Genomic DNA, 13,894 nt, shown 5'->3' on the forward strand with positions numbered 1-13,894 from the left:
AACTGACGCTACGCGCCGTTATCGTCGTTTAACGCCCGTATAATAACGCCTCGGTCGTTCCTCCAGTTCGATACTGTGAGTATGTCGTCGCCTGAATCGATGAATTCCTCGAGTATCGACCTCGAGCGAACCGGCTCTCCGTTCGAAGCGCTGTCGGTGAAACCGTGAATCGGAGCATTGGGAGTGGCGTCTTTTCCGTGGTGAGTGCGAAAGTCGTCGTGCTCGTCGTCACTGCTATTTCGACGCCGCTTCTGTATCGATTCCTCGGGGTCTCTGCCTTCGGTGAGTACGCGTTTTTGCTGTCGGTCTTCGCAATCTACATGATCTTCGTCAGTTCCGGGATCACCGACGGCGTTCGAAAATTCCTCGCCGAAGATCGCAACGAGGCAGACTGGAGCGAACACGTTGTCGGCTTTTACTTTCGGCTGGCCTTCCTCTTGGCCGTTATCGGAGCACTCGGACTGGCCCTCGGTGCGCAATCCGGACTCGTCGCTGCCCTCTTCGGGTCCGGCGTCGCCCCGTACTTTTATCTGCTGGCCTTGCTGGTCATTTCGGCGCAGTTTCGAGACTACGCGCGCAAGACGCTCATGGGGTTCGGCCTCGAACGATATTCGGAACCGCTGAAGATTCTCGACAAGGTCGCTTTCGTCGCGATTGCGCTCCCGTTAACGTACCTTGGAATCGGTGTTGCAGGGGCGCTCGCGGGTCATCTTGTGGCGAGTATCCTCGTTACTATCGCCGGACTGGCGCTCGTTCACCGACGAGTTTCGCTGTCGTGCGTGTTCACTCGCCCGACAAAGCGGTTTCCGCGAAAGCAGATGCTTACGTTCAACTCCCTGAACATCGTCCTCGTCTTTCTGTTGATGTCTCTGTATCACATCGATATCGTGATGCTCCAGCGGTTTACCGATAGTTCGGCGGTAGGGAACTACCGGGCAGCGCTGACACTCGCGGAATTCCTCTGGTTCGTGCCGCTCGCGATTCAGACGGTGTTCGTCCACTCGACGTCGGAACTGTGGTCACAGAACCGTCATCGAAAAATATCCAGACTGGCGTCGAAGACGACGCGATACACGTTCTTACTGACGGCCGTAATGGCAGTGGGACTTGCCGCACTGGCTGAGGTCGCTGTTCCCATCTACTTCGGTTCCGACGCCGAACCGGCGGTCGAACCGCTGTTGTTATTGCTCCCTGGTGCACTCGGGTTTGCCCTTGCACGTCCGATTCTCGCCGTGTCACAGGGAAACGGGGCGCTCAGATATCCCATCGCTGCTACCGGCGGAGCGGCTCTGCTGAACGTGATTCTCAACGCTGCACTCATCCCCCGGTACGGGATGCACGGCGCAGCCGTCGCAACCAGTGTCGGCTACGGAACGATGTTCGTTTTCCACTGTCTGAGTGCGCGTCTGGTCGGCTTTGACCCACTCGAGGATGCTCGATTCGTGCGAGTCACACTCACTACCGTCCTCGCCGCCGTCCCAATCTTTGCCCTCTCGTCGGGAATCGGGAGTTTGTGGTTTGCCCTTCTCATCGTCCCGCCGGTCGGATTCGCTATCTTCCTCGCGTTTGCGCTGCTCGTCGGTGCCCTGGACCTGACGGAAGCGTTCGAATTGCTGGCGATGCTTCCCGATCCGATCGGGTCCAAAGCCGACGCTATTCATCGCCGCCTCGAGGCCTCGAACGAGCGGGGGCCGGCGCCGAGCCAGCTACAGAGCTTGCTGTTTCTGGCAGGGTTGTCGCTGTTTCTCACCGGTCTCCTACTGGGATTCCTGCATCCCGACCAGCAACTGGTCCCGTAATATCCGCCTTCTCGGGTCGATTACGGGCAGGCACTTGTCGCGCCCCCTGGGCCAGCCATCGATTTCTCGTGGATTGTCACGCCGGACAGCGATCGCTTCGCACAAAAACGGTGTAAGGGTTTGTCGACGCTACCTACAGGCAGTTCACTGTCTCCAGAGTGGTGTCACAGGAGTAATTGGCTACTCAAAGATGGAGCAAAAGGCGGAGTCGTACGGCTGTCTCGTGATGATCGACCGACCTACTGGATCTGTGTCTCGAGGTGTTCGCTCTCCGCCATGTCGAACACCATCGCGAACAGGAGCAACGTGACCCCTGCTACCAAAAGCAACAGGCCCGTCGAGCCCGAGAGTGGGCTCCCGACGGCGACGAGTGCTGTAAGCAACGTGAGTCCGACGCCAAGCAACCCGGTTGCAGCCGTTCCGGCGCCAACGAGATAAAACAACGCGAGCGGGTGAAAGTCCAACACGAGATACTTCGCTTTCAGCCGCCACAGGAAGTTCTGTAGCAACATCAGCGACACCTTTGGGATGTACGTCGAGTACTGGATGCTCGACTCTTCGTTACCGTAGACTGCGGGCATCGTAACGTCGGCAACCCGCATGCCGTGGACGTTCAGCTTCACGAGCAGGTCGTTACAGTAGCCATAGTACTCATAGAGGTCCTCGACAGCGATCGCCTCGAGCGCCTCGTTGGAGATGGCTGTGTACCCGTTCTGTGGATCCATCGTCTTCCAGTAGCCGGCGGCAATCTTCGTCAGAAACGAGAGGATCGCGTTGCCGACGAACCGGAACCGTGGCATCGCTGCCCGGTACTCTTTCGAGAGCAGACGGTTTCCTTTGGCGTAGTCTGCCTGCCCCTCGACGAGCGGATCGAGCAGCCGAGACATCTGCCCGAGGTCCATCTGTCCGTCCGCATCGACGGTTACTGTCGCGTCTATATCATCCTCGAGGGCGGCAAGATACCCAGTTTTGATTGCACCACCAGCACCTCGGTTGTGCCAGTGCTGGATCGGGACCACTCGACCGATGGCATCGTCGACGAATGCTCGATTCTCGAGGGCGGTGGTTCCGCCGTCTGCCATCATCGGCTCGATGTCCTCGCCTTTGGGTCGGTGGGTCCTGCCCCCATCCTCGCGTGCGGCCGCTCGGATCTCCGACCAGGTATCGTCGGTGGACTGATCGTCAATCGCGTAGATACGGTCGACGTACTCGGGCATATCACGGATGACGTCGCCGACGAACCCCTCTTCGTTGTACGCCGGCAGAACGACGCCAACAGTTTTCTCTCGGTACATTAGCGCCCCTCCAGGAGTTCCGTCGCCGTGACGACCGCCACGTCTTGCTCGTCGATGTATTCGAGTAACGCTTCGAACGCTTCTATGGACATGCCGTTCTCACCGATGTATTCGAAGTGGAGGACGGCGAGCTGTCCATACTCCGCTGCGTAATCGACGTAGCTTTTCGTCTCGTCGCCGGCATCTCCGGCGAAGAACCCGACGTTGTGAGGGTCTGTTAGTTCCAGCCCGTTCGGTCCGCCCCCGAACCGGAACGCCTGTTCGTGATACTCTCTGACAAGATCGATCGTCTCGGGGCCGAGCACGTTCCGTGGGGTGAGAAAGTGCTTCGCACCGTCTTCGAAGCCCCGATTCTCGAGGTACGCTTTCGTTCGCTTGATCATTCCCTCCTGTTCTTCCGGCGTGTACTCGTGGATGAACTGTGCGCCGGTTCGTGGCCGGGCAGCCACGTCCCAGCCAGCGTCGTCGAGTTCGTGAAGCTGGTCGAGCGTGAGTCGGTCGTCTTCCCCGAGCGCCTCGGGCATCACCGCTTCGACCCCGGGGAAGTCGTACTCGTTCATCGGTTCGAGCGCGTTGGTATAGTGACTCTCGAGGGTCCCATCGAACAACAACACGACCTTGCCGCTCTCGGGTCGGTCAACTGCCCGCAGGTCGTCGACGGAACACTCAAGCGTCCCGTTCAGATTACCGCGTCTGCGGGCAGTGAGTCGAATTTCACGCACATCAGTGAGGTCGGGTTGTGTATCGACCCGCGAGGTACCGAAGTCGACGCGAAGCCACCGATCGCTCGGTCCCGTGAGCGTCCGACGCAACGTGTGGACGTTACGCGAGTTCGGCGCGAACAACTCGAGTGTAAGCTGGAGCTGGTCGCGCCCGGTGAATTTGACGGCAAGCGAGAGGTTCGAATCACGGAGATCCATCCCCTCGTCGTGTGTCGAGTAGATTGCCGCGTAGTCGGTTTCCTCGTCGGCTGTGAGATGTGCCGACTGTGTCCCCGCGTACGGGTCGTCCGTTTCGGCCTCGAGCGATCCCGCGTCGATCATGGTTATCCAGTTATCCAGATCCTCGAAATCCTCGAGGGACGTACCAGGCAAGTCGGGCCCGTCGACGGCTTCGGGACCGCCATCGTCGCTTTCCGACGGCGACTGTGTGGGTGTGGACTCATCGTCTCCGGGACGTAACTCGCGCACGTCCGAAAGGCATCCAGCGAGCCCGAGTGTTCCAGTCGCTGCAATCGTAGTTATAAACGATCGTCGGTTTCGGTTCGTCATCGACCAGGACGACGATTCGGGGTCCCTTTCTTATAGAGATATTAGTCCGGGCGACGGACGATGTGAGTCGCCTGCACGTTTCAGTTTGGCTGTTTGCCGGTCGGTGGACCGCTCGGTACCGCTGTGCCAACCTGCTACTTGCGTTTATTCACCCGATAATAATCCGCTCCGGATGGGTATCCTCGACTATGCCTCGCGTCAGTGTTATTATTCCGACGTACAACAGAGCGGAGACGCTCTCTCGCGCCATCGACAGCGCCCTCGAGCAGACGGTCGACGACCTCGAGGTGGTTGTGGTCGATGACGGCTCGACGGACGAAACCCAATCGGTGCTGGCTGGATACGACGACTCGCGGGTACGACCGATCGTCCACGCGACGAACCGGGGCGCCAACGTGGCTCGGAACACGGGCATCGAATACGCCCGCGGCGAGTATATCGCGTTCCTCGACTCTGACGACACCTGGCACCCCGAGAAACTCGAGCGACAGCTGGAGACCCTTGCAGACCGATCGGAGGTGTGGGTCGGCACGTACTGTGACTCGACGTTCGAACTGTCGGGGCCCGCTGGTCCGATTCAATCGTTCGTCGCATCCGTGCTGGCTCGTGGCGATGCGGAACCAACGAGGGAAGGCGGCGAGGAACTGATCGGCGAGATTCTGGCGGATAACGTCCAGCCGGGCGCTGGATCGACGTTACTGGTACGTGCGTGTGTCGCCAGGGAGGCTGGCGGTTTCGACGAAACGCTCGATCGATTTCAGGACCCGGAGTTCTGTCTGCGGGTTCTCGAGCACGGCAAACTCGCGTACGTCGACGAACCACTCGTGCGCCGTGAACCGACCGGGCATCCGCCGGCGGACGTGATCAGAAACGCGAGCGAGCAGTACCTCTCGACCTACGAGGATGAGGTCGAACGATTCGAGTCGGCAGGGTACGAAATTCGCTCGACGCACGAACTCATCCTGGCAAAGCGGTATCTGGCGGAAGGCCGGCTCCCTCGCGGCGTGTGGCATCTCCGTACGGCTGCGGTGTCACCACGACACGTGCCTGGACTCTGTTGGGCTCTCGGAACCGGTGTACGACGACGCCCCCTGTCAGTGGTCGCTACCATCGGTCTGGTGGTCCTCTCGATGCTTTTCGGACAGTGGGCGATAAAACATCGGCTCTCTGATAGTTCCGGACACTGATTGGACGCTGTTCTCGATGGCATTTTTCGGCCAGCAGTGTTGTTCCAGCAGGTACCGTTTCGGCTCAGCAACGTTCGTCCACGATCCTTTCTCAAATGAAACGTAACCGTTGCATTCGTTAGCATACCTGTAATGAAACACGTGCGGTGAGTCCCAGCAACCGGAATGAGACGCGATAGATTGTCACGTCGGACCGTATTAGCACTTACAGGCGCCTGTTCACTCGCGACAGTTGGTGTCGGCCAACTGGCCGGCGAAACGGGCGACGACGAGCAACCTGACGTGGACGATGGTGTTTCTCGAGACACTTTCGTTATTCGCGAGGGCACGGATCAAGCGACGACTGTCTACGTCACGACTGCGGAGGCGGATGGACCGACGGTCGTCGTCCTTGGTGGGATCCACGGCAACGAGGTAGCGGGATACGTTGCGGCCGGGGAAATCGCCGACTGGACGATCGATGCGGGGACACTCGTCACGATACCGGAAGCCAACGCCGTCGCAATCGAGCGCGGAACCAGAACTGACGACGACGGAATCGACCTCAACAGGCAGTTCCCCGAAAGCAGTGAACCACGGACCGACCTCGCTAGCGCTATCTGGGACGTGCTTTCCGAGTTCGATGCTGACGTGGTCGTTGACCTTCACGAATCAATCGGTATCTACGCAGGCGATCCGATCGACGGTGTCGGGCAGGCAATTTTCCATTCAGACGGGGATGCGGTCGCTGAAACCGCAGACAGCGCTGGGACGTACGCGACCAAACACTACGTCGACGATATGGATCTCGCGTTCAAGACCGGATCGTTCTCCGGGCCGGCCACTGAACCGAGTGGCTTACTCGTCCACAAAGCTGCTCGCGACCTCGGGGCGGATTCGTATCTGGTCGAAACCCTCTCGAGGGGCCCCGACCTCGAGACGCGCGTCCAGTGGCATCTGGCGATCACCGAACGACTGCTTGCGGATGACGTGTTCGTCGACGACCCCGAGAACGGCGACGTTCCCGAACAACCGGTCGATGACGATCCTGGTGAGGAAGTTCCGGACGATGACGACGACCCTGTCGAGACGGATCCAGGTGATGACGACGATGGAGAGACGGGGGTATCGCCGAGCGCAGAAATCAGAACCGACCCACCGAACGCCGACGAACTGTCACTCGAGTCGGGCCAGACGGTCACTCTCGATGCCACCTGTTCGACCGTTACTGACGGTGAAATCGTCAGCTATGACTGGCAACTCAACGGCGATGAAACGGTCGACGAAACGGGTGACACAATCGACGTGACGATCGGCGCAAACGGCGACCACTCGATCCTATTGCGGGTTACTGGTGAGGAGGGAGCGACTGACACCGCACAGATTACGCTCTCGGCGGAGTAACACAATAGTCTGGAATCGAACGGCGAGATAGCGTCGAGGGATTTTCGAAATCGGAAACGAAATTGCGATTCTCCTCGAAGCGACCACTCTGACGACTCGAAGAAAGATTCGTCATACCGTTCATGCATGGGGGTATGCAGATGATCAAGTTGTACCCGCGAGGACGCCAGTGGTTCTTTCTCCGTCTGAGGGTACTGTCGACTTCCGGACGCAGCTGACGCCTTCGTCACTCCTGACTCGTTCGGAGCTCCCAGAGATCGTCGAACGTGATGACCTCGATGTCGGTTTCATCGATGTGCTCGAGTAACGCCTCGTAATCGTCTTCCCCCACCGTATTATCCGCATCGAAGGTGTGGAAGTTGAGGATTGTACACTGATTGTGCGTTGCGGCAAGGTCGACACACCGTTTCGATATCTCGAGGTCGTGGGCGATGGTCCGCGGAAGCACGAGCGGGTCGAATCCGTAGACGCTCGTCGTGTTGACGTTACCAGCCTGATTGAACCCGCCACAGTGGTGATAGCTTTCCTTGTGTTCGAGGCTTCGTCTGTCGAAACTATTGTGTGGATACACGATGTAGTTCGCACCCTCGAAGTCGTTGTCGATGTACCACTGTTTGTCCTGTCGAAGTCTGGCTTCGATTTCGGCCTCGTCTTCGTACTCGTGAATCGGGGTGTGCGTCCCGTGGACGACGATCTGATCACCCTCGTTCTGGCGCTCCTGAAGCTCAGAGACGGACATGATTCCTTCACGGCCCTGTTCAGTCCAGCGGGGAACCGGAGCCTGCACTGTCCGGAACCCGTATTCGTCGTGCAACGGTGCGGCAACGTCGTAGTAGTCACGAAAGCCGTCGTCCCAGACCAGCATTACGTACCCCTGGTCCGGTGTCTCGTGGGTTCGCAGATCGTCGATCCAGACGGTTGCCTCGTCCATCGAGTGCAACACCTGGATTTCGAGTCGGTCCAGATGATCCATCGCCGGTTCGTATTCGCTCTGTTGGAACACACCAGGACTCGAACGGAACCAGCCGACTTCGGGCGTCCGATACGTGACTTCACGGAGTGAGTACACCTTTTCGCTCCCGAACTGGTCGACGAGACGGAGGTTGACCGTCAGGTTCTGCGGTGTCGTCGTTCGGATGGCAAACGACAGATCGGTCGCTGTCAGATCCTCGCCCTCGAGCGAACGCTGTGCGATAATGTTCTGACTGTTTTCCGATTCGAGTCTGAGGCTTTGTTCGCCGTCGAAGACGATATCTTCGTCCGCGTCTCCCGATCCCTGGACAATCTCCCAGCCGTCGAGGTCGCTAAAGTCGTCATACGACGTCCCTGGTTGTCGAAATCGTTCTCGACTGTTGTACTCGGTTTCGAGGGACGGCACGCCATCCGAAACGGTGGGTGCCGATTCGTTCGGGTCGTCCGTGTTTCCGTTTGCCGAACTGTTGCTGATCTCGTCCGTTGCTGATTCGAGCCGATTGGTACAGCCTGCAATACCGGTGATACCGGCGGCACCCGACAGTGCGAGAAACCGTCGTCGCGTTGCGTGTTGCTGTGACATTCTCGGCCCGAGGCTACCGACGGGAGGCCCATTATTATAGATAGGATAGTCGAAATTGACCTCACATCTGAGCGTTGTCTACCAGTCCGAAAACTACGGAATTCGGGCTTAACAATACCATAGTAATGTCGATATCGATCGTATCCCACTCCAGTGAAGCGTACGTGTCGGCTCCGTTTTTCGAACGGAACCGCTTTCGACCGTACGCAGACTACCAGCGGAGGTCGTTATCGATGAACAGGGAACTTTTCGGCGTCTTCGGCGGTATCGACACGTTTGAGCGATTCAGAACGGACGACGAGTTCGACACGGTGCTTAGCGGCCCGACTCTCACCGTCGGCATCAAGGATGGCGATCTCGCCACGCCTGGCTGGAGTGCGACGCACGCGAACGACGAGGGTTTCTGTGTTATCTGGGGGGAGGTGTACCCCCCAACTGACGAAGGGAACGCCGCTCAGTGGTTGCTCGATGCCTACATAGAAGATGGCCGTGAGGTACTATCGGCGCTCAACGGTTCGTATCTCGCCGTTATCCACCTCGAGAGTAGTGACGAACCGTTCGTCGTTACGGACCCAGTCCGTTCACGGGCGTGTTTCTACACGGACGAACCGGGAGTCCGGGTCTTTGGCACCGACGCCGCCATGGTTGGTCGCTCGATCTCCAATCCAACCCTCGACCAGCAGGGAATCCTCGAGTTTCTGCATCTGGGCGTCGTTCTCGGCGAAAAGACGTCCGTCGCTGAACTCGACCGCCTTCCGCTGGATTCTCGGCTCACTCCCACTGCGGTTGATCGACTTGACCGGTTCGTTTACGAGCCACGCTCGTTCGATTACGTGGACGAACTTGCGGCTCGACTCGAACGGGCGCTCGAGCGCCGGTCGACGTTACCGGGGAAAAAAGGCGTCTTGCTCTCGGCCGGCTACGATTCACGGATTATCCTTTCCCAGGTTTCCGACCTCGAACAGAGTTACACCGTTGGAAGCCCTGCTGCTCAGGAAGTTCGGGGTGCCAATCGACTTGCGGCCCAGTACGACGTGGCTCACACGGCCTTTCCACCTGATGGACGATACCTTCGGCCCGAAGAGAGGAAACTGCGTTACTCACAGGGAATCAAAGAATCACTCCACATCCACCACGCCGGATACACAGACGAGATCGACGTCGATACGATGTATCATGGATTGCTCTGTGATACGTTTTTCCGCGGCCATTTCACTGCCCAGGAGACTATCGACGTTCTCGGTAAACGGATTCCCATCGGCCAACTCGAGTCCAACCCGAACCCGGTCGAAACGCTTCTCGGGAAGTTCGGGTACAACCGTGAGGCGAGTGAATCGCTGGCCCATCGAACATCCTTCGGTATCGATCCGGAACCGTTCGTCAGCGAGGCAATCGAATCGGAGTTCGAGTCGTATCGTGATCGCACAGATAGTGTGCAAAACACACTCACCTGTTGTGGGATTGCAAACCAGCCGTCAATCCCATTTCATAGCCAGCTGTCGGATCACTTCTTGACCTCGTTTTTGGCGACTGATCGTGAACTGATCGAGTGGCACCTTCGGACACCGCCGAAACATCGAACGACAGAGACCTTCCTCAGAGCCTGTGAACAACTGGATTCGAACATTCTTCGACACCGACCACCGGATCGTCCGTACGGAACGACGCTATTTAATGAGGTGGAAGGTTTCGTCCGACGGAAGACGCCGTTTCTTTCCTCGTTCGAACCTCCGTGGCCGGACCGACAACAACTCTTCGAACGACATCAGTTGGATCAACGTATGCTCGGTGACCTCGAACACGTCCATAGCCTTCCAGCAAGGCACAAACTGAGACTTCTCGATCTTCGTGGTTGGCTCGAGCGGTGGCGGGGATCAGATGCACCAGCGCTCTCGGAATTGCAACCGCCAGAAACGGTACCGATCTGATCGTAACGTATCGGCCCTGGGTACAAACTGCCGATCTGTCTTGCTCGTGCGTTATATTGTAGTAGCCAGTGAAAACGATTGTACACCCCCCTACCGCAAGACAGGGTCGCGGTAGTGCATCAATCGTTTCGCTGGCCACACATGATCTCTGTTTGAGTGTGTTTTCGCTCGTCGTATAACAGCAAAAACATCCTCTAGATGGCTGACTGTGCCCGTTTATTGTGATTATATTCCGTTTATCATCGGTGAACCGTGAATATGCTTATATGATACCGACATATAACGTGAGACATGCGTCTGACGCCGTCGTGGCTTCGGTCTGACACGTCCACGGAAGAATCCGACACTGGGGTGTACGATGTGTCTGGTGTGACGGTCTATCAGTGCTCGGGAAGCGGTTTCCCGAACAGTGATTCACAGGACGAGAGCCGCGTGGATGCGTACATTCCACGATCCGACGAGCGTCTGCTGGCTGTTATCGAAAGTATGGAAACACCTGTTACGGTTGATGAAATCGCTGACCAGTTAATAGAGCCGGCACGACCACCAATTGATACGTGGGCTGCTGTCCACCAACATCTCCAGTGTGAAATGCTCCCAGCACTTGATGCGAGCGGAGACATCGAATTCAATCAAACGGACGGGACCGTCCAGTCCACTGTAGCTAATACATCGCACAGGAGTCTTCACTCATTCACCTTTCTGGGGGTAGTGGCGATTACCCTCCTGGTTCCAGTCATTGCGTTCGTCTCACTGTCGACACTGACTGCTGTGTTGGTTTCTCTCGTGACAATATTGTTTACGCTGTGGGTAGTTCCATAATGGGTAACTGTTGTGTTTAGTTGATGTTCCACCCGATAGTAACCACTGTATAGAGGAGCAAGATCAGCGCAGCCAAGCTGATACCCGAGATAAACGAGGTAAAAGGCAATTCCATTACGGCTCCTAAAACCACCGCATAACCCACCACTGTGGTACCGATGTAATAATCGCCCCATTCAGGCCCCTGTCCGCCGTTTTCATCTGTGGACTCCGTCGTGGGTTCGATCTCGAGATACTGATCGACCTGGTCTGCAAGTGGCTTTCGCTCGACGATGCCACGGTCTTGCTGGTACTCGATAACACCTGCTTTATCCAGTTTCTTCAGATGGGACTGATACAGTGGGATGTACACGCGCTGGCGCTGGGTTGACGTGAGTTGTTCGACGGTGGTGTTGTGTTCCCATGCAGCGACCTGTTCTGCGACATCGCGCATGCGTACGGGTCCTTCGGTGCCCCGAAGATACCGGAGTACCATGCGACGACGCTCGTTTTGCAGCAGATGAAAGATTTCGTCCATGGAAAAACGCTTCGCTGTCTCACCAGGATCGTTTGCACTATCGGTGGTGTGCTCATCCTGTTCTTCTGTACTGATATTATCTGCTTTCATCGTACCAGTTTTGCTTAAACAGGAGGGGGTAATAAAGTATTGAAATCGTGTATTTCTTCGAGGAACATTTTATTCCATTTCACGACCGACTCATAACCTTTCATATAATTTTAAATCTGCGATACAGGCTGCCAAAATTGCCATAGGAGGAGTTTTATGAAATAGAGGAGCCCATTATTATCCAAATAAATATACAGAAACAAACTAACGTTTCAATTCAGTTCATGCAATGTTTTTACCGCTCTAGAACCACCGAAGTCTACTTAAGGGGTTTAGTGTCGTGGCCGTTATGCATCGGCGTCATTCACCCCTCGATATTGGGGCTTATCTGGACGATAATAAACCGCTGTTGGCCCGTATGTGTGGGCAATGAGCGACACGAACTGGTGGTTTTTCGATCAGGCTGTTGTCATCGCTGCCACAGGCCTTCTCACATTCGGCATATTTTCGGGAATAACTGGTGTCGTACGAATTGGGCTCGCTATTCCACTAGTCCTCTTTCTTCCCGGGTATGCACTGGTCTCTGCGCTGTTTCCGGACAAACCGAACGATTCGTATCACTCCTTCGATGAACACAAAACCGGACTTGGAAACCCACTGCTGGTGAGTGGTGGTTTGGAACCCATCGAACGGTTCATCCTGTCATCTGTATTTAGCGTTTTCCTCGTTCCAGTGATTGCCCTTATTCCGTCCGCAACCCCTGGGGGTTTCACCCTCGAAACGGTACTCTCCGGGATTTCAATCGTCACCGTTATTCTTTCCGTTATCGCGATCATTTCTCGATACCGGTGTCGGCCGGAACGACGTTACGTTCCGTCACTTTCTTTTCCATCGCTGTTTTTTCAGTCACGGCCATCGCTTCTCAACGCCTCGAGTTACCGACTCTACAATATCGCAATCGTACTCAGTCTGTTCCTGGTAGTCGCCAGTGTGGGATTTGCCGTGGCAAACCCACCACAGCCTGATGGATACACGGAGTTTTCGATCCAAACCGATGCTGTCACAGGTGACGTCGAGACGATGTACGAGTCGACGTACACGTCTGGTGAGACAACGACCATGAACACCTCGATCACGAACCACGAACACGATCAACAGACGTACACAACCGTGCTGTTGATCCAGCAGGTGAGTTACGAAGATGGGAACGTCACTGTGCACGAAACCGACGAACTCGATCGACAGACGACGACGGTCGGCGACGGTGAGACACAACAACAGACGCTCGAGGTGACGCCGACGATGCAAGACGGTGATCTCCGGCTCACCGTGCTGCTTTACGACGGTGACCCTCCAGACGACCCCACTGTCGACAACGCCTATCGTGTCATAACACTGCCGATCGAGGTATCGTGATGTGGCCGTGGGAACATCTTGCGGTTGCGTACGTGCTGTACTCGTTGTGTACGAACCTGTGGTTACATCGGTCGCCGTCGACCCGTGAAACGATCGCTGTCGCAATTGGCTCACAACTCCCTGACCTCGTTGATAAGCCACTCGCCTGGACGTTTGGCCTGACGGAGACGGGCTATTCGATTGGGCATTCGATATTCGTCGCGCCGCTCATCTGTGTGTTCGTGTTTGCAGTGGTTATCCGGTCCGATACCGTCATGCCAGCCGTCGGATTTTCGCTTGCATACGCCTCACATCTTGTGACCGATGTGTTGAATCCGGTTCGATACGGACGACCGATCGAACCACGCGTCGTTCTTTGGCCACTTTCGTCGCCGCCAACCGGTAATCACGGCGGACTCGTCGATCATTTCGTCGTTTATGTTCTTCGCGATACGACGGCCATCGTAGAAAGTGGTCTGACGTTCCAGCTGGGGATCCAACTTCTGCTGGGGGTGGCCGTTGTCGGTCTCTGGCTCTCGGACGGGGCACCGGTTCTCAGTGACGGGTGGCGTGTCGTGCGGAACACACTCCAGTGATTTTCTTCTCGCCTCCTGGGAGTAAGACACTCCCTCGAGGAACCTTTCGACACCGTTTTTGTGGTGTCACCAGTGCAAGGACGTTCGTCGAGGTTCGATCCAGACGCTATCAGAAA

The 13,894-nt window shown here is 56.6% G+C and carries 11 protein-coding genes; 7 read left to right on the plus strand and 4 right to left on the minus strand.

Annotation, left to right across the window (positions count from 1 at the left end; all coding sequences use genetic code 11):
- Positions 1-164: 164 nt before the first annotated feature.
- Positions 165-1,799 carry a flippase gene (locus NLK60_RS13235; RefSeq protein WP_254808242.1) on the plus strand — a complete coding sequence of 545 codons (1,635 nt, stop codon included), beginning with the start codon at positions 165-167 and terminating at the stop codon, positions 1,797-1,799.
- 239 nt (positions 1,800-2,038) lie between these two features.
- Here the strand turns inward: NLK60_RS13235 and NLK60_RS13240 are convergent, their stop codons facing one another.
- The gene (locus NLK60_RS13240) at positions 2,039-3,094 is read right to left on the minus strand and encodes a glycosyltransferase family 2 protein (protein WP_254808243.1); all 1,056 of its coding nucleotides are present in this window, start codon (positions 3,092-3,094) and stop codon (positions 2,039-2,041) included.
- Entirely contained in the window at positions 3,094-4,365 is a 1,272-nt protein-coding gene (locus NLK60_RS13245; RefSeq protein WP_254808244.1) for a polysaccharide deacetylase family protein, read from the minus strand. The genes NLK60_RS13240 and NLK60_RS13245 overlap by 1 nt, the downstream gene beginning before the upstream one ends.
- Positions 4,366-4,553: 188 nt before the next feature.
- On the opposite strand from NLK60_RS13245, the gene NLK60_RS13250 reads away from it, so the two are divergent.
- Together NLK60_RS13250 and NLK60_RS13255 are read left to right on the plus strand one after the other, a co-directional pair.
- Positions 4,554-5,552 carry a glycosyltransferase family 2 protein gene (locus NLK60_RS13250; protein WP_254808245.1) on the plus strand — a complete coding sequence of 333 codons (999 nt, stop codon included), beginning with the start codon at positions 4,554-4,556 and terminating at the stop codon, positions 5,550-5,552.
- Positions 5,553-5,717: 165 nt separating this feature from the next.
- Positions 5,718-6,935 (plus strand): PKD domain-containing protein, encoded by a 1,218-nt coding sequence (locus NLK60_RS13255; RefSeq protein WP_254808246.1) that lies wholly within the window; start codon positions 5,718-5,720, stop codon positions 6,933-6,935.
- Between the two features lie 226 nt (positions 6,936-7,161).
- Here NLK60_RS13255 and NLK60_RS13260 read toward each other — a convergent pair whose 3' ends face one another.
- Complete coding sequence (locus NLK60_RS13260) at positions 7,162-8,490, minus strand: polysaccharide deacetylase family protein (RefSeq protein WP_254808247.1); 1,329 nt, start codon at positions 8,488-8,490, stop codon at positions 7,162-7,164.
- 233 nt (positions 8,491-8,723) lie between these two features.
- Here NLK60_RS13260 and NLK60_RS13265 point away from each other — a divergent pair, with 233 nt between their 5' ends.
- A complete protein-coding gene (locus tag NLK60_RS13265; RefSeq protein WP_254808248.1) occupies positions 8,724-10,418 on the plus strand; it encodes an asparagine synthetase B family protein in 1,695 nt (564 codons plus the stop codon).
- A gap of 291 nt (positions 10,419-10,709) precedes the next feature.
- Positions 10,710-11,240 carry a hypothetical protein gene (locus NLK60_RS13270; RefSeq protein ID WP_254808249.1) on the plus strand — a complete coding sequence of 177 codons (531 nt, stop codon included), beginning with the start codon at positions 10,710-10,712 and terminating at the stop codon, positions 11,238-11,240.
- Positions 11,241-11,256: 16 nt separating this feature from the next.
- Here NLK60_RS13270 and NLK60_RS13275 read toward each other — a convergent pair whose 3' ends face one another.
- Positions 11,257-11,847, minus strand: a complete 591-nt coding sequence (locus NLK60_RS13275) for a DUF7344 domain-containing protein (RefSeq protein ID WP_254808250.1) — start codon at positions 11,845-11,847, stop codon at positions 11,257-11,259.
- A 369-nt stretch (positions 11,848-12,216) separates the two neighbouring features.
- Between NLK60_RS13275 and NLK60_RS13280 the strand changes: the two genes are divergently transcribed.
- Both NLK60_RS13280 and NLK60_RS13285 read left to right on the plus strand, forming a co-directional pair.
- The gene (locus NLK60_RS13280) at positions 12,217-13,203 is read left to right on the plus strand and encodes a DUF1616 domain-containing protein (protein ID WP_254808251.1); all 987 of its coding nucleotides are present in this window, start codon (positions 12,217-12,219) and stop codon (positions 13,201-13,203) included.
- On the plus strand, positions 13,203-13,778 hold the full coding sequence (locus NLK60_RS13285) for a metal-dependent hydrolase (RefSeq protein ID WP_254808252.1): 576 nt from the start codon (positions 13,203-13,205) through the stop codon (positions 13,776-13,778). The genes NLK60_RS13280 and NLK60_RS13285 overlap by 1 nt, the downstream gene beginning before the upstream one ends.
- Positions 13,779-13,894: the final 116 nt, after the last annotated feature.

It is taken from the genome of Natronosalvus amylolyticus (assembly GCF_024298845.1).
Lineage (GTDB): Archaea > Halobacteriota > Halobacteria > Halobacteriales > Natrialbaceae > Natronosalvus > Natronosalvus amylolyticus.

Coding starts and splice junctions, on each gene's coding strand:
- NLK60_RS13240 (WP_254808243.1), bottom strand. CDS start 3,094: ATGTACCGAGAGAAAACTGTTGGCGTCGTTCTGCCGGCGTACAACGAA.
- NLK60_RS13245 (WP_254808244.1), bottom strand. CDS start 4,365: ATGACGAACCGAAACCGACGATCGTTTATAACTACGATTGCAGCGACT.
- NLK60_RS13250 (WP_254808245.1), top strand. CDS start 4,554: ATGCCTCGCGTCAGTGTTATTATTCCGACGTACAACAGAGCGGAGACG.
- NLK60_RS13255 (WP_254808246.1), top strand. CDS start 5,718: ATGAGACGCGATAGATTGTCACGTCGGACCGTATTAGCACTTACAGGC.
- NLK60_RS13260 (WP_254808247.1), bottom strand. CDS start 8,490: ATGTCACAGCAACACGCAACGCGACGACGGTTTCTCGCACTGTCGGGT.
- NLK60_RS13265 (WP_254808248.1), top strand. CDS start 8,724: ATGAACAGGGAACTTTTCGGCGTCTTCGGCGGTATCGACACGTTTGAG.
- NLK60_RS13270 (WP_254808249.1), top strand. CDS start 10,710: ATGCGTCTGACGCCGTCGTGGCTTCGGTCTGACACGTCCACGGAAGAA.
- NLK60_RS13275 (WP_254808250.1), bottom strand. CDS start 11,847: ATGAAAGCAGATAATATCAGTACAGAAGAACAGGATGAGCACACCACC.
- NLK60_RS13280 (WP_254808251.1), top strand. CDS start 12,217: ATGAGCGACACGAACTGGTGGTTTTTCGATCAGGCTGTTGTCATCGCT.
- NLK60_RS13285 (WP_254808252.1), top strand. CDS start 13,203: ATGTGGCCGTGGGAACATCTTGCGGTTGCGTACGTGCTGTACTCGTTG.